Source organism: Gordonia alkaliphila (assembly GCF_023017165.1).
Taxonomy (GTDB): Bacteria; Actinomycetota; Actinomycetes; order Mycobacteriales; family Mycobacteriaceae; genus Gordonia; species Gordonia alkaliphila.
Genome location: NZ_JALKBW010000001.1, coordinates 784,977 through 805,790, shown reverse-complemented (window position 1 = coordinate 805,790; position 20,814 = coordinate 784,977). Strand labels below are relative to the sequence as shown.

Sequence of the window (20,814 nt, the reverse complement as noted above, 5' to 3'; positions counted from 1 at the left end):
GACTCAGTCGACGGCCGACAGCGTGGCCATCGGGTGCAGCTGCGAGGCGGTCGGCACCGGGTCCACCCCGAGGTCGCCGTCGGTGAGGAAGGTCAGGTAGCTCGGCTTGTTCGGGTCGAGCACCAGCTGCTGGCGGCGGCCGCGTGCCTTGATCAGGTCGGGCACGATCGTCAGGTAGCGCGGCATGCTGGCCGCGTATACATCGATGCGGAGACGATGTCCGGTCTTCAGGACCGCGTCGGTGGGCACCAGGTCCACGTCGATGCGCACCGGCTCGTCCGGCGGCACCGGCAGGCGGCGGTCGCGGGACAGGTAGTGCACGGCGTCGACCAGGGTGCCGCCGTCGGCGTAGGTGGAGCGGGACGGATCCAGCGCCCGGTTCGACGCGGTCAGGGCGCCGTTGCTCAGCACCGTGGAGGTGCCGTCGGGGGCGACGTCGTTCACGGTGACCGCCCAGATGCCTTCATGCGCGGTGGTCGAGACGTTCAGGCGCAGATTCATCTGGCCGGAGATCTGCGTGGGCGCGGTGACCGGGGCGCTGGTGAAGCTCAGGGCGCCCTGCTCCTGGTAGGAGGCGTCCTCGGTGAACTTGCGGCCGAACACGATCGGCAGGCCCGCGAAGACCTGTGCGGCGTCGCGGGAGGCCATGCCGCGCAGGTCGGGTGTGATCCGCAGCGAACGACGACGCGAGGCCGGCGCGGTGTGCAGCCGACCGTCGTGCCGAGCGTGCGGAGCGGTGCCGGACGGCTCCTCGGTGAGGAACAGGCGCTGCGCCCGCACCTCGGCGCGGGGGAACGACGTGCCGCACGACCAGTCGCCGCCCTGCTGCTCCAGGGTCACCGGACCGTAGTCGTCGACGCCGTTGGAGATGCCCTTGAGCCAGCGGTCGAACCAGGCGCGTTCGAGGACGTCGAGCTGCGGCGGCTGGTGGGGACGGCCGTGGTCGCAGCCGGGGTCGAGGTGGTAGCCGTTGGCCACCAGCATCTGCTTGCGTCCGGGCTCCATGTTGAGCTGCTGGTACAGCCGACTGGCGCTGCGGCCGAACAGATCGTGCCAGCCGCCGACGGTGAAGGTGGCGGCCTCGATGTTGCCGATGTCCGGGGAGCGCTCGTCGAAGTAGGGATGATCGAAGATGCGGTGATCGCGCGCGGTGAGGAAGCCCCACAGCAGCGATGGTATCTCCGTGGCCGGGCTGGCGAGGCGGTCGCGCAGCCACTTGTACTGCTGGCCGCGCAGGGTGTCGGCGAGCATGGTGGCCGGGTTGGGCAGCCACTTCATGCCGTTGACCAGGGCCAACCACAGCGGAATGAAGGCCGACGGCATGCCGCCGGTGATGTAGATGTCGCGCACCAGATCGTCGGTGCCCTCGATGGCGAAGATCGCCTTCAGGGCCGGTGGGCGCAGCGCGGCGGCCTGCAGGGAGTTGATCGCCGAGTAGCTCCAGCCGGCCATGCCGACGGCGCCGTCGCACCACGACTGCTCCGCGATCCACTCGATCACCTCGACCGAGTCCTGCTGTTCGCGGGCGCTGAGAATCTCCCAGCGGCCGTGCGAGGCACCGGTGCCGCGTACATCGACCAGGATCTGCACGTAGCCGGACTGCACCAGATTGCGGTTGACGCCGAAGACGTCGAACAGTCCGCGATCGAAGGTGCGGGTCATCCGGGCCAGGCCCACCAGCGGGCCTTCCTCGTGCGTCATCTTGCTCGCAGCGGCCTTCACCGTGCGCCCGATCACCGGGCCGTGCAGCAGATGGTCGAAGCCGTCGAGCAGTGCCCGGTTGTACGGATTCACGTTGAGGACCGCGGGGAACGGGGTCTTGGTGGGCTGGCCGAGGCGGTTGGCCGGCCGGATTACGGTGGCACGCAGTTGCACGCCGTCGGTCATGGTGATGGTGACGTCACGAGTGATGTGCACGCGCGGATACGGCTTGCGGCCGTACACCGACTCGTGCCAGGCGGCGGCCTGGTGTCCGCCGTCGGCATTTCGGTAGCGGGGCGCCTCGTCGACGCCGTAATCGAGCTGCACGCTCACTAGTCCATCCCTTCTCACCGCGCGCGGTGAAGCCGGAGTGCGGGACAATCACTGTGATCCATCCCACTGGTCGCTTAACAACAATTAAGCATGAACGTGTTCCTAATTGCCATTCGGGGTCACCGAACCGGTGTGCTCGGGTGACCGCAGCGTGACCGAAGCGGCAGCTGTCAGTGCCATGGCGGCGGCGAGCTGGACGGAAAGGTCCTGTTCCGGGGTCGACGACGAGCGGACCGCCCCGGCGACGAACGACGCGCCGGATCCGGAGCCGTCGGGCACCACGGCGGGTGTGGACCAGTCGGGGCCGAACAGCGGCAGGCCGGCCACCTCGGCGCGGTGGGCCCAGGCGGCGTCCGCGCTGGCGAGCACGATCCTCCCGGCGCGGGAGCGCAGCGCGGCGGCCGCCCGGGAGGCGCCGGGCAGGTCGGTCGCGACCAGCGCCAGGTAGCGCGCGGCGATGCCGCTGAACAGGCCGCCGTCGCCTCCGCCGTGCCCGATCAGCACCCCGTCGCGGGTCATCTCCCGTTCTACTGCGTCGACCAGTGCCTCGAGTCGCTGGAAGTGGCGCGCCCCGCCGGTGCGGCGGAAGCACTCCAGTTCCAGGCCCAGGGTCACGCCCTGGCAGTAGGTGAACGCGGTGTCGACGGTGCGGCGTCCGCCGTCGGCCTCCACCCAGAAGCCGTCGGCGATCAGCCCGTTGGGCAGTGTGAACTCGCGGTGGATCCAGTCCGCCGTCGCCACCGCGCGCGCCACGTGGTCGCGGCGGGCCAACACGATGCCGGCCGGACCGTTGGCGGGGACGTTGAAGAACAGGTCCGTGGTGCGCCACGGGATGCCGCCGCCGTGCGCGGGATCCCACGCGTCGTAGAGGACGTCGGTGAGCGTGGTCAGTCCGCCGCGCAGGCAGTCCGGGCCGACCGGCGGCGGGAGACGGCGTCGGGCCCGTTCCAGGGCGATCGCCAGCCACGCCATGTCGTCGTAGTAGGCGTTGCGCCAGCGGCCGATGTTCCGGACCCGCAGGCCGCGGATCACCGCTCGTGCCTCGCGCGGGGCGGCGGGGTCGCCGAGCACTGCGGCGTCGATCAGCACGTCCACCAGGTGCGCCTGCCACCAGTAGTTCCACGACGCGGTGAGTCGTTCCGTGGACCACGGGCGCCCGGGTCGCGGCCACGAGGCGACGCCGATCCGGGTGCCCGGCAGGACGCCGGCGATGGGCCGGAGGTGCCGAGCGCGGAGTGCGGCGACGGCGGCGCGCACGCGCGCGGCGGCCTCGGCGGCGGCATCGTCGGAGGGGGCCACCTCGGTGGATTCGACATCTCTGGCCATGACCGTTAGCCTAGAGGCCGGTTCATCGGAGTTCGCTTCGGTGCATCCAGTTCAACCAGAGACCGTTGGTTGTCGGGAGGAATCCCGATCGAAGGCCCGAGTTCACTCGGCGGCCCACGCAGGATGAACGAGGAGACTTCGCCCCGCGGCCCGCCGTGGAGCAATTTCGCCCCGTGCTTCCTGCACGGGGCGTTCGTGTTTCTCCGGTGTCAAACGATCGCCGCCCGCCGCGGACGGCTTCTGGGTCGCGACACCGTAGCCGGTGTCAACGAAAAGACACGAGAGGAGGCGAAGTATGTCCACGCAGGAAAAGGTCGCAGCAGTTGCTGAGATCACTGAGCAGTTCAAGGGTTCCACTGCAGCGGTCATCACGGAATACCGTGGTCTGACCGTGCCGCAGATCGGTGAACTCCGCCGCTCGCTCGGTGACGGCGCAACGTACTCCGTCGCCAAGAACACCCTCGTCAAGCGTGCTGCCGCAGAGGCAGGCGTGGAGGGGCTCGACGAGCTGTTCGTCGGTCCGACCGCGATCGCCTTCATCGAAGGTGAGCCGGTTGTGGCTGCGAAGGCCATCAAGACCTTCGCCAAGGACAACAAGGCCCTGGTCATCAAGGGCGGTTACATGGACGGCCGTGCGCTGTCTGTGGCCGAAGTTGAGGCCATTGCCGACCTGGAGACCCGTGAGGTCCTCCTGGCCAAGCTCGCCGGTGCCATGAAGGGCAACTTGGCTAAGGCCGCCGGGCTGTTCAACCAGCCCGCCTCGCAGGTCGCGCGTCTCGCCGCGGCTCTGCAGGAGAAGAAGGAGGGCGAGGCCGCCTAGGCCTCACCTCTCCCCATTGCGGCCGGACAACCAGCCGCATCATCGACCCGGCCTGCACCGCAGGCCTCCCGTACTGGGATTTATAGGAAGGACGCCATCATGGCGAAGCTCACCGCTGACGAGCTCATCGAGCAGTTCAAGGAACTGACCCTGCTGGAGCTCAGCGATTTCGTGAAGAAGTTCGAAGAGGTCTTCGAGGTCACCGCTGCCGCTCCGGTCGCCGTCGCTGCTGCCGGTGCCCCGGCTGCCGGTGGCGCCGAGGCTGCTGCCGAGCAGGACGAGTTCGACGTCGTGCTCGAGAGCGCCGGCGACAAGAAGATCCAGGTCATCAAGGTCGTCCGCGAGGTCGTCGCGGGCCTGGGCCTGAAGGAAGCCAAGGACCTCGTCGAGAGCGCTCCGAAGGCTCTCCTGGAGAAGGTCAGCAAGGACGACGCCGAGGCTGCCAAGGCCAAGCTCGAAGAGGCCGGCGCCACCATCTCGCTCAAGTGAGATAGGTCGCCTCAGGGCGACGTCCAGCCTTCACGGCTGCCTGACAACGAGGCCCGCAGGGATTTCCCTGCGGGCCTCGTTTGCATCGGCACCTACTTCTGCGGTGGCCGTGCCGGGTATGAGGACCTTGTCCGAACCGGGACCAAAGTCCCAGTGGGCCGCGTCACCTGGCGGGATGCCGGTCGGCCGGCTCGCACTTTGTTTGAGACGGTTTCTATGGGTATTCTCAGCCCACTGGAAAGTTACCGCTTGGTAAGAACGGTGTTTTCCGATCGGAGCGTCAGCGCCATCGCGTGAAGAGGCTCGGTCGGATGTGGGTTACAGTGACCGCAGCCACAAGTGGCGGCATCGCGTGGGGTCGGACTCCACGGTGGTCGGGGGCAATGACCGCGACGACTTCTTCCGGTGCCAGTGAAACGTCTGGAGGGACGCTGTGGGAGTAGAGGTAGCCGTCGAGGGCTTGACCAAGTCATTCGGCTCGCAGAACATCTGGCGCGATGTATCGCTCACCCTGCCGGCCGGCGAGGTCAACGCGTTGCTCGGCCCGTCGGGTACCGGTAAGTCGGTCTTCCTGAAGACGCTGATCGGCCTGCTGCACCCGGAACAGGGTTCGGTGATCATCGACGGCACCGACATCACCCAGTGCTCGGCCAAGGAGCTCTACGAGATCCGGAAGCTGTTCGGCGTCCTGTTCCAGGACGGCGCGCTGTTCGGCTCGATGAGCCTGTACGACAACATCGCCTTCCCGCTTCGTGAGCACACGAAGAAGAAGGAAGACGAGATCCGTCGCATCGTGATGGACAAGGTGGAGCTGGTCGGTCTGGCCGGCGCCGAGGACAAGCTGCCCGGTGAGATCTCCGGCGGTATGCGTAAGCGCGCCGGCCTGGCCCGCGCCCTGGTCCTCGATCCCGAGATCATCCTGTGCGACGAGCCGGACTCCGGTCTGGACCCGGTGCGTACCGCGTACATCTCGCAGCTGCTGATCGACATCAACGCCGAGATCGACGCCACGATCCTGATCGTCACGCACAACATCAACATCGCCCGGACCATCCCGGACAACATCGGCATGCTCTTCCGCAAGGAACTGGTCATGTTCGGCCCGCGCGAGGTGCTGCTGACCTCCGAGCAGCCGGTCGTGAAGCAGTTCCTGGCCGGCGACCGCTTCGGTCCGATCGGCATGTCCGAGGAGAAGGACGAGGCCGTGGCCGCCGCCGAGGCCGCCATGCAGGCCGCGGGCATCTCCGGCGGCGGTACCAAGGACGACTTCAGCGAGATCATTCCGCAGGTGCAGCCGAACCCGAACATGCCGGTTCGCCAGGCGTCGATCCGCCACCGCCAGAACGTCCTGAACATCATCAACGACCTGCCGCCGAACGCACAGGCCGCCATTCGCGCCTCGATCGCCGAAGAGGATCGTCGTGCGATGGAGAGCCCGGAGACCTCGGCGACCCTCGTCGCCATGGCCAACCACCAGTTCGACTACCCGGCGGGCCACGGCTTCCAGGCGTACGACGGGGCCACCGAGCAGATCTCCACCGCCGGCGTGGCCACCGCGGTGATCGACGCACCGACCCAGGTGGTCGAGACGCCCACCGAGGAGATCGTCGTCACCGAGGAGATCACCGCCGTGACCGATGAGGGGCAGGCGAGCTCCCGAGAATGACCAGTGCCGCTCAGCGGGGCGCAGCGAAGATCGCGAAGGCCGGCGACGGGGCACTGACCCAGACCGGCAACATCGTTCAACTCTTCGTCGACGTCGCCCGCCAGCTTTTCGTGCGCCCGTTCCAGGTGCGCGAATTCATTCAGCAGGCCTGGTTCATCGCCAGCGTCACGATTCTGCCGACGGCGCTCATCGCGATCCCGTTCGGCGCCATCGTGTCGCTGCAGACCGGGTCGCTGATCAAACAGCTGGGCGCTGAGTCGTACACCGGTGCGGCGAGCGTGCTCGTCGTCGTTCAGCAGGGTTCACCACTGGTGACGTCCCTGCTCGTGGCCGGCGCCGCCGGGTCGGCGGTCGCCGCCGACCTGGGGTCGCGGACCATTCGCGAAGAGATCGACGCCATGGAAGTGCTCGGTATCAACCCGGTGCAACGCCTGGTGGTGCCGCGAGTGCTGGCCATGGTGCTGGTCGCCATGCTGCTCAACGGCCTGGTCGCCGTGGTGGGTATCGCCGGCGGCTACTTCTTCAACGTGATCGTGCAGGGCGGCACCCCCGGTGCCTACCTGGCTTCGTTCGGCGCGCTCGCGCAGCTGCCCGACCTCTACATCTCCACGTTCAAGGCGGCGATCTTCGGCATCATCGCCGGCGTCATCGCGGCCTACAAGGGGCTGAACCCGAAGGGCGGTCCCAAAGGCGTGGGTGAGGCGGTCAACCAGTCGGTGGTGGTGACCTTCCTGCTGCTGTTCTTCGCGAACCTGATCATCACTGCGGTGTTCCTGCAGATCGTCCCGCCGAAGGTAGGTTAGCCGTGACTCGTGGCGTGACGATTGCCAAGAGCCGTCCGGAGTACCTGCGGTACGAGGCCAAGAAGCAGCTGGCCAAGCCGCTGGGTCTGCTCGACGGCGCGGGCGAGCAGATGTCCTTCTACGGACGGACGCTGGCCTGGATCCCGAAGACCTTCGTGCACTACCGGCGTGAAGTGCTGCGCATTCTGGCCGAGGTGGCCTTCGGTGCGGGCGGCATGGCCGTGATCGCCGGCACCGTCGGCGTGATGATCCTGATGTCCGGTTTCACCGGCGTCGTGGTCGGCATGCAGGGCTATGCCGCGCTCAGCCAGATCGGTGCGGAGGCGCTCTCCGGCTTCCTGTCGGCGTACGTCAACACGCGTGAGGTGGCGCCCCTTGTGGCCGGCCTCGCGCTCAGCGCGACCGTGGGCTGCGGCTTCACCGCGCAGTTGGGCGCCATGCGGATCTCCGAGGAGATCGACGCCCTCGAGGTGATGGCCGTGCCGTCGATCCCGTTCCTGGTGTCCACGCGCGTCATCGCCGGCTTCGTCGCGGTGATTCCGCTGTACGTGCTCGGTCTGATGGCCGCCTACCTGGCGTCGAGAACCATCAACACCGTCTTCAACGGACAGTCGACCGGTTCGTACGACCACTACTTCAACTTGTTCCTGCCCCCCGAAGACGTCTTGTGGTCGTTCGTGAAGGTCATGGTCTTCGCGTTCGTGATCATCCTGGTGCACTGCTACTACGGCTACTACGCCTCGGGCGGTCCGGCCGGCGTCGGTGTGGCGGTGGGCCACGCGGTGCGTAGCGCGCTCGTGTTGATCGCGGTCCTCGACTTCTTCCTCGGCCTCGCCATCTGGGGCACCAGCACGTCGATCCGGGTCGGAGGGTAGCGACACAGTGGGTGCAACTATCAAACGCCGGCTTCTGGGCCTGGTGTTCTACATCGTCGTGTTCGGGCTGCTGGCCACATCGATCCTGATCTTCCAGGGTGTGTTCGAATCCAAGACGCGCGTCACGCTGAAGGCCGACGACGTGGGCAACGCCCTCGCCGCGCACGCCGACGTGAAAGCGCGCGGCGTAGTGGTCGGCAGCGTGAAGTCGGTGGACGTCGGTGCCGACGGCAAGGTCGACGTGCAACTGGACCTGAACCCCGACCTGGCCGGTGACCTGCCCGCCAACAGCACCGCGCAGGTGCTCCCCAAGACCCTGTTCGGTGAGCGTTACGTCGCGATCCAGATTCCCGAGCAGCCCGAGGGCGGCACCCTTGCGTCGGGCGGCACCATCTTCATCGACTCCAAGGGCAACGCCCCGAGGTCGAGGACCTGTTCGACGCGCTGCTGCCGATCCTCGAGGCGGTTCCGCCGGAGGATCTGAACGCCACGCTGACCTCGGTGAATGCGGCCCTGGCGAACCGTGGCGGGCAGCTCAAGACCACCATCTCCCAGCTCAACGACATCTTCGGGGAACTGAACGCGAACATGCCGGAGCTGCAGGGCACGCTGGAGGGCCTGGCGTCGTTCGCCGACACCTACTCCGAGGCGCTGCCCGTGGTGATCGACGCCCTGGACACCTTCCGCGTCACCAACAAGACCGTCGTGGAGCGTCAGGGCGACCTGCGCACGGTGATCTCGACGCTCGGTGTGGCCGCGGTGGACACCACCGAGTTCCTCAACACCAACCGCAAGGATCTGATCAACCTGTTCGTCGACTCGGAGACCATGCTGGTGCAGCTGGCCCGCCAGTCGCCGGTGTTCGCGTGCACGTTCAACAACTTCGCCACGATCGTCCCCAAGGTGGGCCCGATCGTCGGTAAGGGCACCAAGAACCCGGGCGTGCGCGTGAACCTGCAGTTCGTGAACCCGCGCGGTCGCTACCTGCCCAACCAGGACGAGCCGCGGATGTGGTGGACCGATCCGCCCGCCCGCTGCTACGACCCGCCCACCAACGGCCGGCCGTTCCCGCAGTACCCGGGCGGCAGCGTGCCCGACGGCTCGTACCAGCCGCCGAGCCGTAACGCCGGACCGAAGACCTGGCCCAACCTCCCGCAGCCGCAGTTCGGCACCGCGCCGGCGGGCACCGGGATGGTGGAAGACCAGAAGGACCAGCGAAAGATGATCTACGGCGCCGCCAGCGGGCAGGATCCCGCCGACGTTCCGACGTGGGTCACGTATATGGGCGCGGGTGCGCTGCAGCAAGCGGAGGTGACGATCAAGTGAGAGGTGTGTGGGCTCCGCTCATCAAGCTGATCGTCTTCGCCGTCGTCACGGTGCTGGCCACCACGGTGCTGGCGCTGCTGATCGCGAACGCGGGTGCGTCCGGCAAGTCGAGCTACCGGGCCGTCTTCTCCGACGCCGCCATGCTGAACCCGGGCGACGACGTCCGGATCGCCGGCGTGCGCGTGGGCCAGGTGGAATCGGTGGAGATCGTCGACCGCAACATGGCCGAGGTCTCGTTCAATGTGAACCGCGCTGCGCTGCCCAAGAGCACGCAGATCTACATCCGCTACCGGAACCTCGCGGGTCTGCGCTACGTGGCCCTGGAGAAGGGCCCCGGCGACGCGACCGACATGGCCGGACCGGGCCACACCTTCGCCTACGACCCCGACCGCAGCAAGTCCAACACGCATCCGGCGGTGAACCTCACCGAACTGTTCAACGGGTTCAAGCCGCTGTTCAAGCAGATCACCCCGGAGGACATGAACGAGTTGGCCGAGACGGTCATCAACGTCTTCCAGAACGGCGACGGCGTCGACATGGGTGCCACCATCGGCTCCCTCATCCAGCAGACCGCCGACCTGACCAACACGATCGCCGACAAGGACCAGGTGATCGGCGACATGATCACCAACCTCACCAAGGTCCTCGACACGGTGAACAAGAACGACGAGCAGTTCACGTCGTTGCTGACCAACACCGAGAAGCTGGTCACCGGCCTGGCCGCGCAGCGCGGTTCGGTGGGTTCGGCGATCACGTCGGTCGCCAACCTGACGTCGTTGACCGGGTCCGTCCTGAGCCAGACGCGCCCGTCCATCCAGTCCTCGCTCGCGGGCCTCAAGCAGGTCTCCGACACGATCAACGCGCGGGAGAAGGATGTGAGCAAGGCGCTGACCAATCTGCCGGTGAAGCTGGAGAAGCTCGGTCGGTCGGCGACCTTCGGTTCGTGGTTCCAGTTCTATCTCTGCGGCATCGACGTGGTGGCAGGTAACGGCAAGTCCACGCTGCTGACCCAGCCGCTGGTGCCGCTGCCCGACATCAACCACGTCCTCTACACCAGCGCCGCGACCCGGTGCTGGGCCGACGGCAAGGTCGGTGGGTGATCATGAGCGACGAACAGAACACTCCTGACGACATCGACGTCACCAAGCTGCCGCCGAAGAAGTCGCGGCGCTTCGCCGGACAGCGCAGTGCGCGCAGTATCGGCATCCTGGGCCTGGTGGTCCTGGTGATGGTGAGCCTGTCGACCTTCTACCTGAAGGATCTGCCGCTGCTGGGCGCCGCCCCGCAGTACACGGTGCAGTTCGACGAGGCCGCCGGTGTGCAGGCCGGCAACGAGGTGCGCGTGGCCGGCGTGCGCGTCGGCGAAGTGACCGAGGTGAAGCTCAACGGCGATCACGTGCTGATGAAGCTGCGGGTGGCCGACACCTGGATCGGCGACCGCACGCAGGCGACCATCCAGATCAAGACGGTGCTCGGCCAGAAGTACATCGCGCTCAACCCGTTGGGCACCGAGAAGGCCGATCCGCGCGTGGTGCTCACCGACACGATCGCACCGTACGACGTGATCGAGGCGTTCTCCGACGCGACCGATCAGATCGAGAACGTCGACACCGACCAGGTGGCCAAGGCGCTCGGCGAACTGTCCGACGTCTTCACCGCCACGGCCGACGACATCGGACCGTCGCTGGAAGGCATCGCACGCCTGTCCAAGACCATCGCCAGCCGCGACGACGAGGTGCGTCGTCTGCTCAAGGCCACCCGCGACTCGTCGCAGATCCTGGCCGACCGCAATGAGGAGTTCACCCGCCTGATCGCCGGTGCAGGCATCCTGCTGAAGGAGCTGAACAACCGGCAGCAGTCGATCTCGGCACTGCTGGCCAGCACCGAGAGCCTGAGCCTGGCGTTGACCGGCATCGTCAAGGACAACGAGAAGCAGATCGGCCCGGTGCTCGATTCGCTCCGCGGGGTCACCGACCTGCTGACGGCGCAGAACAAGAACATTCGCAGCACCATCCAGAACATGGCGCCCTTCTACCGCCTGTACGCGAACGTGCTCGGCAACGGCCGCTGGTTCGAGGCCGTGGTCACCAACCTCTTGCCGCCGGCCCTGCCCGCGCAGAACACGACGAGGCTGCCGAACATGCAGAAGAACCTCACTAGCGGCGGGACGGGCGGCTGATGACGACCTCGGATTCGACGGTGGACAACACGTTCTTCACCGCCAAGAACAAGATGATCGCCGCCCTCGTGGTGATCCTCGCGCTGATCGCCGGCATCATCGGCTGGTGGTCGTGGAACCTGCTCAACTCGACCACGATCAAGGCGACCTTCTCCAGTGCCGTCGGCATCTACGAGGGCTCCAACGTGCGGATCCTCGGCGTCGACGTCGGCAAGGTCACCAAGGTGACCCCGCAGGGCGAGACCGCCGTGGTGGAGATGCGCGTCGACAACGGCGTGCAGCTGCCCGCCGATGTGCAGGCCGTGCAGATCATTCCCTCGCTGGTCGCCGACCGCTACGTGCAGCTGATCCCGGCCTACTCCGGCGGCCCCACCGCGGGCAACGACATCACGCTCGACGAGAAGCGCACCGCGGTGCCGGTGGAGATCGACGCGATCTACGGCAACCTGCAGAAGCTGTCCAAGTCGCTCGGACCGGGGGAGGACGGTGTCAACCAGAAGGGCGCGCTGAGCGACTTCGTGACCGCGGGTGCCGACGCACTCGAGGGCAACGGCGAGAAGCTGGGCGCGGCCATCACGAACCTGTCGAAGGCGGCGAGCACCCTCGCCGATTCGCGCGGCGACATCGTCGACACCGTGAAGAACCTCGACGTATTCGTGGGCGCGCTCAAGGAGAACGACCAGCAGGTGCGGCTGTTCAACAGTCAGATGGCCTCGTTCAACACCTTCCTGGCCGGCGAGCGATCGCAGCTGGGTAAGGCGTTGAACACGCTGTCGTTCGCGCTGGGCGACGTCGCGCGTTTCCTCGCCGACAACGAAGCCAAGCTGGGCCAGACCATCCGCGACCTGCAGCCGACCGGTCAGGCGCTGCTCGACAACCGGGAGGATCTGCTCGAGATCTTCACCGTTCTACCGGTGACGATCAGCAACCTGATCAACGCCTACGACGCCGAGTCGGGCACCGTCGCGATGCGCGTGAACATCCCCGACCTGCAGGATCCGGCCGGCGCGATGTGCAAGATGCTCGACCTCGGCAAGCTCCTGCCGGGCAATCCGCAGGCCAAGGCCTTCTCCAACCAGATGCAGCCGCTGATTCAGCACTGCCTGGACCTGGGCGAGCAGATTCAGGACGACGTCCTGGAACCGATGCTGCCGATCCTGCCGTTCGGCCTGATGAGCAACAAGAAGCTGCAGCGCATGCCGACACCGGGCGCCGTCCCGGGCAATCCCGATCCTGCTCTCCCGGGAGGAAACTGATGACGTTCGGTAAGCCCTCCCGGATCAAGGCCGCGGGTGTGGCCGTCGCCATGACCGCGGTCATGGTCGGCGCCACCGGCTGCTCGGTCAACGTGCAGCAGATGCCGCTGCCCGGTGGCGTGGACGTCGGCGACAACCCGCGCGAATACCGGATCGCCTTCGAGAACATTCTCGACCTGGTGCCGCAGACCGTCGTCAAGAAGGACGGTATGCCGGTCGGCCGGGTCACCAAGATCGAGGTGCCCCAGGATTCCTGGGATGCGCTCGTCACCGTGTCGGTGAAGAACTCGGTGGACCTGTCCGACGAGTCGCGCGCCGCGGTGCAGCAGACCAACCTGCTGGGCGAGAAGTTCGTCGCGCTGTCCGAACCCCAGGGCTCGGCCGACGCGCCGCGACAGAATCCGTCGGAGCCGATCCCGGTGTCCCGCACGTCCACCACCACCGACATCGAGGAACTCCTCGGCGCACTGTCGTTGCTGCTCAACGGCGGCGGGATCAACCAGCTCGAGCCGATCATCACCGCGCTCAACGAGTCGATGGGCGGTGAAGAGGGCAGCAGCGAGATGCGCGAACTGCTGGTCAGCGCCGAGAAGTTGATCCGCGGCCTCAACGAGCAGCGGGACAACATCATCAAGGCGGTCGACGGTGTGGGTGCGCTCTCCGAGCGTGCCGCGAACCAGACCCAGCAGATCGAACGGATCCTCGACGAACTGCCGGCGGGCATCGCCGTCCTGGAGGAGCAGCGGCCGCAGTTCGTGGACCTGCTCGGCAAGCTCGACGAGCTGGGCCAGGCCGGCACCGCGGTGCTCGGCAAGGCCCATGCGGCGATGATCAACGACCTCAAGGCGCTGAGCCCGATCATGACGCAGTTGGCCAAGTCGGCCGACGACGCCATCACCGCGGTCCCGCTGATGTTGACCCACCCGTTCCCCGACGACCTGCTGCCGGCCGTGCACGGCGACTCCACGAACCTGTTCATGACCCTCGACCTGCGGCTGCGCAATCAGCTGGAGGCGCTGGGCGTGGGCCAGGGCACGCCGCGCTATCAGGCGCCGAGCGTGAAGCCGCCGAAGGTGGACCCGCGCAACCCCTACGTCAACGGCAACGGACCGCGCTGGGGGTGGCCGACGATCTCGCTGCTGCCGCCGCCGCCGAACTCGCGGCCCGGCCCCAACACCCCGCCGTCCGGAGGCACCTACCCGATGAATCCGGCACCCAAGAAGACCACGCCGAAGAAGCCCGCGAAGTCGACGACGTCGAACCAGTACGCCGTGACGCCGGGGGCACACGAGTACGACAGCTTCCTCGACGGCCCGATCGCGCTCCTGGGAGGCACCGATGCTTACTAGGTTCGTCAAGATCCAGCTGATCGTCTTCGCCATCGTCGGCGCCTTGGCGATCGTCTACGTGGGCGCCAACTATGCGCGCATGGACAAGCTCGTCGGCCTCGGCCAGTACTCGGTGATCGTCCGCATGGGCGAGAGCAGCGGCGGCATCTTCTCCAACGCGCAGGTCACGTACCGCGGCGTTCCGGTGGGCCGGGTGGGGAACATGACGCTGACCCAGAAGGGCGTCGACGTCGAACTGCTCCTCGATACGAGTGCGCCCGACGTGCCGAAGTCGGCGGTGGCGGTGATCGCCAATCGCTCGGCGATCGGTGAGCAGTTCATCGACCTCCAGCCGCCCACCAACGACGGCCCGTACCTGGTCGACGGCTCGGTGATCGACGAGTACATCCTGCCGCCGGTGCTGCAGGACGTCATGACCGACACCATCGCGCTCACCGAATCGGTGCCGGTGGAAGACCTGACCACGGTGGTCAGCGAGCTGGGCAAGGCCTTCGACGGCCAGTCCGACAACATGAACCGGCTCGTCGATGCGCTGATCAAGCTGGCGCAGTCCGGCCACGACAACCTCGGTGAGACCATCTCGCTGATCCAGAACGCCGACGTGGTGCTGGGGACGCAGGCCGACCAGTCCGACGAGATCCTCGCCTGGTCCCGGGGCCTGGAATTGATCACCGCGCAGCTGGCGTCGTCGGACCCGGATGTGCGTCGTCTGCTCACCAACGCGCCGATGACGGCGACCGAGTTGTCGTCGTTCCTGCAGGCCCACGGTGGCGACGCGACCACGCTGATCCATCAGCTGGGTGTCACCGTCGACACGATCGAGCCGGCGTCCTTCGCCACCGGAGCGACCGTGGCCATGCTGTCGGCGCTGTCGGCGGGCAGCCACAGTCCGGCGCCCGGCGACGGACAGATCCACTTCGGCATCGTGCTCGAGACCAACAACCCGCCGACCTGTACGCGCGGCTACGAGAGCACCAAGGCGATCATCGCGGAGATGAAGAAGAAGGACCCGACCTTCGACGTCAGCTACGACGACTTCCCGTTCAACCGGGACGCCAGCTGTGAGGTGCCGGTGGGCAATCCGACGGCGGTGCGCGGCGCGAACCGTGCGGCGCTGGCGAACCCCGACTACCCGCAGCCGTGGGACAACACGCCGAAGAAGGATCCGGACAAGCTCAACCTGAACCCGCTGGCCATGCAGTTGGCGTGGCTCACGGGAGTGCACCCGACCAAGTACAAGAACTGATCGGGCAAGAGGCAGGCCGTGTTTTGAGTGAACCGGCCGGGAGTGGATACAGTGGCGCGCGATGAGTTCTGAGCAGCACGACAACGAGGCCGCGGCGCAGGAGGAGACGCCGACGTCGGCTCCGGGCGCGGGCGACGAGACCGCCGGGGCGACGGCTCCGGAGACGGATGACTCGACCGACGACGTCGCTGGCAAGCCCGTGAAGAAGAAGCGGTTCGGGAAGGCGACGAAGGCCGAGACGGCGCCGCGCGACGGTGCCGATCGACACTGGGCGTCGTCGCTGGCACTGGCCTCCGGCAGCGTTGCGCTCGTCGGCGCCGTCGCCTGCCTCGGCTACTTCGGGTACACCGGGATCTCGGCGTACATCGATGCGGCCAACAAGACCTCGCAGTTGCGCGATGAGTCGGTCGACGCCGCCGAACAAGCGATCCTCAACGCCATCAACGTCGACGCGAACGACATCGACGGCTGGGACAAGCGACTGCAGTCGACTCTCACCGGTGAGGCACTGAAGCAGACGCAAGACGGCGCCTTGGACGATCTGCGGAACCGGGTCGACAGCACGCAACCCGGGCAGAACTCGCAGATCGTCGGCACCGTCAGGCGCGCCGCGGCGACCGAGGTGAATGTCGACGAGAATCGAGCGACCGTCCTGGTGTTCTCCACCGCCACCGCGCAGGGGCCCGACGGCAAGGCCGTGGAGACGCTACCGATGGAGTTCCTGGTGACCGTCGTTGAGGCGGACGGACTCCGCAAGGCCAGCAACATAGTCCCGCTCACCGTGGTGCCGTACGTCGCCGAAGATCAGGAAGGCGGACGATGAGCGACGAACCTCGCAAGATCATCGAGACCAAGCTCGATCTGACTCCGCCGGCGCCGAAGCTCGACGCCGCCGAGGCCACCGAGAAGATTCGCGCCGCCCGCGGCCAGACGCCCCGCAGCCGTCCCCGGGAGGAGAGCGTCGACCTGAGCGGCGTGCACGCGGCCGTCGCGGACAAGAAGGCCGGCGACGCCCATGCCTCGGACGACGACTCGGCCGCGCCGCCGGTCGAGTTCGGCGGCGGCCGTCGGGATGCGAAGGCCACCGTGTCGTTGGCCGTCACGCTCTGGCTGGTGGCCGCGATCGTCGGTGGCATCGCCGCGATCTTCGCCTGGCATCCGGGCGCGTCGGGCACCCAGAACGAGGCATTCGCCAACGCCGGCGCGACGAGCGAAGTGAAGGCGCAGCTGGAGGCCAAGGTCTGCCTGCCGTTCCAGTACGAGTGGAACAAGCTGCCCGAGTCGGTGGAGCGTGTCCGAGGGGCGTTCACCGGCTCCGCTCGCAAGGCGTTCGACGACCTGATGGAGACCAACCGCCAGATCATCGAGCAGGCGCGTGCGGACTCGGAATGCCGCGTCGACTCCATCGCGGTGTCGTCGCTGACCGACGACAGAGCCGAGCTGCTCTCGATCCTGGTGATCACGACCAGTATCGGTGGCGAGCCGGTGGAGCAGGTGGCGCCGCGCATGCAGGTCACGATGGTCAAGGACGACGGGCAGTGGCTGATCTCGGACGTGGCCGACGTGTGATCGGGTGATGGATCGACGTCGAACCGCGCGTTCTGCTTGACGATCGGCCGTCGGCAGTACAGGCTGTTCCCAGCGAGGGTGCGACGGTCGCAGTACTGCCGGAGCCCCGCTCATCGCCCCGGGGCGCTCTGCCCCTTGACAGGGTTGGCAAACCCTGCCCATTTTCTGATACAGTAGGACGTTGCGCTGCCCGCGCCCTGTCCACTGATCGGATCTTCCACACGAGCACGTCTGTGCCCGGCCTGGAAAACCGCTGGTCAGCGTAGGTAAGCGGACCACGCAAGCGGCCCCAAGGCCAAAGGCTAGACGCCACATAGTGAACACCTCGTGTTGGAAGGACGCATCTTGGCACTCGACCGCCAGTCCACCTCAACCACCTCGACCGGCAGCATCCCTGGAGCTCCCCGCCGTGTCTCTTTCGCCAAGATCGACGAGCCGCTGGAAGTTCCGGGTCTCCTGGATCTGCAGCTGGATTCGTTCCAGTGGCTGATCGGGACGCCGGAGTGGCATGCCACGGCGATCGCTCGAGGTGAGGACAATCCGGTCGGCGGACTCGAGGAAGTCCTCCGCGAGCTCTCGCCCATCGAGGACTTCTCGTCTTCGATGTCTCTCTCGTTCTCGGAACCGCACTTCGACGAGGTCAAGGCCTCGATCGACGAGTGCAAAGACAAGGACATGACCTACTCGGCGCCGCTGTTCGTCACCGCCGAGTTCATCAACAACAACACCGGTGAGATCAAGTCTCAGACGGTCTTCATGGGCGAGTTCCCGATGATGACCGACAAGGGCAGCTTCATCATCAACGGCACCGAGCGTGTCGTGGTGAGCCAGCTGGTTCGTAGCCCGGGCGTGTACTTCGACAAGGACATCGACAAGGCCACCGAGAAGACCCTGCACGCGGTCAAGGTGATCCCGAGCCGCGGTGCCTGGCTCGAGTTCGATATCGACAAGCGCGACACCGTCGGCGTCCGCATCGACCGCAAGCGCCGCCAGCCGGTCACCGTGCTGCTGCAGGCCTTGGGCGTCTCCCGCGAGGAGATCGCCGAGCGCTTCGGCTTCTCCGAGATCATGATGTCGACCCTGGAGAAGGATCACACCAACAACCAGGACGAGGCGCTGCTCGAGGTCTACCGCAAGCTGCGTCCGGGCGAGCCGCCCACCAAGGAGTCCGCCGAGAGCCTCCTGGAGAACATGTTCTTCAAGGAGAAGCGCTACGACCTGGCGCGCGTCGGCCGCTACAAGATCAACAAGAAGCTCGGTCTCACCGACAACCCGATGAACGGTGAAGCCGTCCTCACCCGCGAGGACATCGTCACCACCGTCGAGTACCTGGTGCGCCTGCACGAGGCCGATCCGAACGCGGCCACCGTGCCGCTGATGACCGGTCCCGGCGGCGTCGAGGTGCCCGTCGAGGTCGACGACATCGACCACTTCGGCAACCGTCGTCTGCGCACCGTGGGCGAGCTCATCCAGAACCAGATCCGCCTGGGTCTGTCCCGGATGGAGCGCGTCGTCCGCGAGCGGATGACCACGCAGGACGCCGAGGCGATCACCCCGCAGACCCTGATCAACATCCGTCCCGTGGTGGCCGCGATCAAGGAGTTCTTCGGCACCAGCCAGCTGTCGCAGTTCATGGACCAGAACAACCCGCTGTCGGGTCTGACCCACAAGCGCCGCCTGTCGGCGCTGGGCCCGGGCGGTCTGAGCCGTGAGCGCGCCGGCCTCGAGGTGCGCGACGTGCACCCGTCGCACTACGGCCGCATGTGCCCCATCGAGACCCCGGAAGGCCCGAACATCGGCCTGATCGGTTCGCTCTCGGTGTACGCGCGGGTCAACCCGTTCGGCTTCATCGAGACGCCGTACCGCAAGGTCGTCGACGGTGTGGTCACCGAAGAGATCAAGTACATGACCGCCGACGAGGAGGATCGCTTCCTCATCGGTCAGGCCAACACCTCCTACGACGCGCAGGGCAACATCACCGACGACCGCGTCCTGGTCCGTATCAAGGGCGCCGAGGTGGAGTTCGTCCCGGCCTCGCAGGTCGAGTACCTCGACGTCTCGCCGCGCCAGATGGTGTCGGTCGCGACCGCGATGATTCCGTTCCTCGAGCACGACGACGCCAACCGTGCGCTCATGGGCGCCAACATGCAGCGTCAGGCCGTGCCGCTGGTCCGCAGCGAGTCCCCGCTGGTCGGTACCGGCATGGAGCTGCGCGCCGCGGTCGACGCCGGCGACGTGATCGTCAACTCGGACACCGGTGTGGTGGAGGAGGTCTCCGCGGACTTCATCACCGTGATGGCCGACGACGGCACCCGCCAGAGCTACCGCCTGCGCAAGTTCGAGCGCAGCAACCACGGCACGTGTGCCAACCAGGTGCCGATCGTCGACGAGGGTCAGCGGGTCGAGTCCGGCCAGGTCCTGGCCGACGGTCCGTGCACCGACCAGGGTGAGATGGCGCTGGGCAAGAACCTGCTCGTCGCGATCATGCCGTGGGAAGGCCACAACTACGAGGACGCGATCATCCTGAGCCAGCGGCTCGTGGAGGAGGACACCCTCACCTCGATTCACATCGAGGAGTACGAGATCGACGCTCGTGACACCAAGCTGGGCGCCGAGGAGATCACCCGGGACATCCCGAACGTCTCCGACGAGGTCCTCGCCGATCTCGACGAGCGCGGCATCGTGCGCATCGGCGCCGAGGTCCGCGACGGCGACGTGCTGGTCGGCAAGGTCACACCGAAGGGCGAGACCGAGCTGACCCCGGAGGAGCGTCTGCTCCGTGCGATCTTCGGTGAGAAGGCGCGCGAAGTGCGCGACACCTCGCTGAAGGTGCCTCACGGCGAGACCGGCAAGGTCATCGGCGTCCGCGTCTTCAGCCGCGACGACGACGACGATCTGGCCCCGGGCGTCAACGAGCTGGTGCGCGTCTACGTCGCGCAGAAGCGCAAGATCCAGGACGGCGACAAGCTGGCCGGCCGCCACGGCAACAAGGGCGTCATCGGCAAGATCCTCCCGCAGGAGGACATGCCGTTCCTGCCCGACGGCACCCCGGTCGACATCATCCTGAACACCCACGGTGTGCCGCGTCGTATGAACATCGGCCAGATCCTCGAAACCCACCTCGGTTGGGTCGCGAAGGCCGGCTGGAACATCGACGTCGCCGCGGGCGTGCCCGACTGGGCCGAGCGTCTGCCCGAAGAGCTGTACTCGTCCGAGCCCGACACCAACACCGCCACGCCGGTGTTCGACGGTGCCCGCGACGACGAGCTCGCCGGTCTGCTCGGCTCCACTCGCCCCAACCGTGACGGTGACGTCATGGTGAACAGCGACGGCAAGGCCATCCTGTTCGACGGGCGCTCGGGCGAGCCGTTCCCGTACCCGGTCTCGGTCGGTTACATGTACATCATCAAGCTGCACCACCTGGTCGACGACAAGATCCACGCGCGTTCGACCGGTCCGTACTCGATGATCACGCAGCAGCCGCTCGGTGGTAAGGCGCAGTTCGGTGGACAGCGTTTCGGCGAGATGGAGTGCTGGGCCATGCAGGCCTACGGCGCCGCCTACACGCTGCAGGAGCTGTTGACCATCAAGTCCGACGACGTGGTGGGTCGCGTGAAGGTCTACGAGGCCATCGTCAAGGGCGAGAACATTCCGGAGCCCGGCATTCCGGAGTCGTTCAAGGTGCTCCTGAAGGAACTCCAGTCGCTCTGCCTGAACGTGGAGGTGCTGTCGTCCGACGGCGCCGCCATCGAGATGGCCGACACCGACGACGAGGACCTCGAGCGCGCCGCGGCGAACCTGGGCATCAACCTCTCGCGCAACGAAAGCGCGACGGTCGACGACCTCGCCAACTAGCCCGACCAGCCATCTCCACGA

Annotated in this window: 15 protein-coding genes and 1 pseudogene; 14 read left to right on the top strand and 2 right to left on the bottom strand. The window is 66.8% G+C overall.

Translation table 11 applies throughout. The features are described 5' to 3' along the window. Positions 1–3: 3 nt before the first annotated feature. Both MUG78_RS03380 and MUG78_RS03375 read right to left on the bottom strand, forming a co-directional pair. Entirely contained in the window at positions 4–2,034 is a 2,031-nt protein-coding gene (locus MUG78_RS03380; RefSeq protein ID WP_246992196.1) for a CocE/NonD family hydrolase, read from the bottom strand. Between the two features lie 102 nt (positions 2,035–2,136). Next, positions 2,137–3,360: a glycoside hydrolase family 76 protein gene (locus tag MUG78_RS03375; RefSeq protein WP_246992195.1), complete on the bottom strand. Its 1,224-nt coding sequence runs from the start codon at positions 3,358–3,360 to the stop codon at positions 2,137–2,139. 295 nt (positions 3,361–3,655) lie between these two features. On the opposite strand from MUG78_RS03375, the gene rplJ reads away from it, so the two are divergent. From rplJ to rpoB, 14 genes and pseudogenes are all read left to right on the top strand, one after another. Then, positions 3,656–4,180, top strand: a complete 525-nt coding sequence (rplJ, locus tag MUG78_RS03370) for a 50S ribosomal protein L10 (RefSeq protein WP_246992194.1) — start codon at positions 3,656–3,658, stop codon at positions 4,178–4,180. 99 nt (positions 4,181–4,279) lie between these two features. Beyond that, a complete protein-coding gene (rplL, locus tag MUG78_RS03365) occupies positions 4,280–4,669 on the top strand; it encodes a 50S ribosomal protein L7/L12 (protein ID WP_246992193.1) in 390 nt (129 codons plus the stop codon). Between the two features lie 433 nt (positions 4,670–5,102). Beyond that, positions 5,103–6,335, top strand: a complete 1,233-nt coding sequence (locus MUG78_RS03360; RefSeq protein WP_246992192.1) for an ABC transporter ATP-binding protein — start codon at positions 5,103–5,105, stop codon at positions 6,333–6,335. Then, positions 6,332–7,138, top strand: coding sequence for an MlaE family ABC transporter permease (locus MUG78_RS03355; protein WP_246992191.1), 807 nt, complete (start codon positions 6,332–6,334; stop codon positions 7,136–7,138). The genes MUG78_RS03360 and MUG78_RS03355 overlap by 4 nt, the downstream gene beginning before the upstream one ends. A 2-nt stretch (positions 7,139–7,140) precedes the next feature. Continuing rightward, on the top strand, positions 7,141–8,013 hold the full coding sequence (locus MUG78_RS03350; protein WP_246992190.1) for an MlaE family ABC transporter permease: 873 nt from the start codon (positions 7,141–7,143) through the stop codon (positions 8,011–8,013). A gap of 7 nt (positions 8,014–8,020) precedes the next feature. After that, positions 8,021–9,339: pseudogene (locus tag MUG78_RS03345) on the top strand (MCE family protein). After that, on the top strand, positions 9,336–10,439 hold the full coding sequence (locus MUG78_RS03340) for an MCE family protein (protein WP_246992189.1): 1,104 nt from the start codon (positions 9,336–9,338) through the stop codon (positions 10,437–10,439). The pseudogene MUG78_RS03345 and the gene MUG78_RS03340 overlap by 4 nt, the downstream one beginning before the upstream one ends. 2 nt (positions 10,440–10,441) lie before the next feature. Next, positions 10,442–11,518 carry an MlaD family protein gene (locus tag MUG78_RS03335; RefSeq protein ID WP_246992187.1) on the top strand — a complete coding sequence of 359 codons (1,077 nt, stop codon included), beginning with the start codon at positions 10,442–10,444 and terminating at the stop codon, positions 11,516–11,518. Beyond that, positions 11,518–12,774: an MCE family protein gene (locus tag MUG78_RS03330; RefSeq protein ID WP_246992178.1), complete on the top strand. Its 1,257-nt coding sequence runs from the start codon at positions 11,518–11,520 to the stop codon at positions 12,772–12,774. Before MUG78_RS03335 ends, MUG78_RS03330 begins: the two co-directional genes overlap by 1 nt. Beyond that, positions 12,774–14,123, top strand: coding sequence for an MCE family protein (locus tag MUG78_RS03325; protein ID WP_281499775.1), 1,350 nt, complete (start codon positions 12,774–12,776; stop codon positions 14,121–14,123). Before MUG78_RS03330 ends, MUG78_RS03325 begins: the two co-directional genes overlap by 1 nt. Further along, positions 14,113–15,369, top strand: coding sequence for an MlaD family protein (locus MUG78_RS03320; protein ID WP_246992175.1), 1,257 nt, complete (start codon positions 14,113–14,115; stop codon positions 15,367–15,369). The genes MUG78_RS03325 and MUG78_RS03320 overlap by 11 nt, the downstream gene beginning before the upstream one ends. A gap of 61 nt (positions 15,370–15,430) precedes the next feature. Further along, on the top strand, positions 15,431–16,192 hold the full coding sequence (locus tag MUG78_RS03315) for a hypothetical protein (RefSeq protein WP_246992173.1): 762 nt from the start codon (positions 15,431–15,433) through the stop codon (positions 16,190–16,192). Next, entirely contained in the window at positions 16,189–16,938 is a 750-nt protein-coding gene (locus MUG78_RS03310) for an Rv1363c family protein (RefSeq protein ID WP_246992171.1), read from the top strand. Before MUG78_RS03315 ends, MUG78_RS03310 begins: the two co-directional genes overlap by 4 nt. A gap of 345 nt (positions 16,939–17,283) precedes the next feature. Further along, positions 17,284–20,793 carry a DNA-directed RNA polymerase subunit beta gene (gene rpoB, locus MUG78_RS03305; protein WP_246992169.1) on the top strand — a complete coding sequence of 1,170 codons (3,510 nt, stop codon included), beginning with the start codon at positions 17,284–17,286 and terminating at the stop codon, positions 20,791–20,793. Positions 20,794–20,814 lie beyond the last annotated feature (21 nt).

Excerpts from the sequence above, each read along its gene's own strand:
- MUG78_RS03375 (WP_246992195.1), bottom strand. The coding sequence starts at position 3,360 with ATGGCCAGAGATGTCGAATCCACCGAGGTGGCCCCCTCCGACGATGCC.
- rplJ (WP_246992194.1), top strand. The coding sequence starts at position 3,656 with ATGTCCACGCAGGAAAAGGTCGCAGCAGTTGCTGAGATCACTGAGCAG.
- rplL (WP_246992193.1), top strand. The coding sequence starts at position 4,280 with ATGGCGAAGCTCACCGCTGACGAGCTCATCGAGCAGTTCAAGGAACTG.
- MUG78_RS03355 (WP_246992191.1), top strand. The coding sequence starts at position 6,332 with ATGACCAGTGCCGCTCAGCGGGGCGCAGCGAAGATCGCGAAGGCCGGC.
- MUG78_RS03335 (WP_246992187.1), top strand. The coding sequence starts at position 10,442 with ATGAGCGACGAACAGAACACTCCTGACGACATCGACGTCACCAAGCTG.
- MUG78_RS03330 (WP_246992178.1), top strand. The coding sequence starts at position 11,518 with ATGACGACCTCGGATTCGACGGTGGACAACACGTTCTTCACCGCCAAG.
- MUG78_RS03325 (WP_281499775.1), top strand. The coding sequence starts at position 12,774 with ATGACGTTCGGTAAGCCCTCCCGGATCAAGGCCGCGGGTGTGGCCGTC.
- MUG78_RS03320 (WP_246992175.1), top strand. The coding sequence starts at position 14,113 with ATGCTTACTAGGTTCGTCAAGATCCAGCTGATCGTCTTCGCCATCGTC.
- MUG78_RS03315 (WP_246992173.1), top strand. The coding sequence starts at position 15,431 with ATGAGTTCTGAGCAGCACGACAACGAGGCCGCGGCGCAGGAGGAGACG.
- MUG78_RS03310 (WP_246992171.1), top strand. The coding sequence starts at position 16,189 with ATGAGCGACGAACCTCGCAAGATCATCGAGACCAAGCTCGATCTGACT.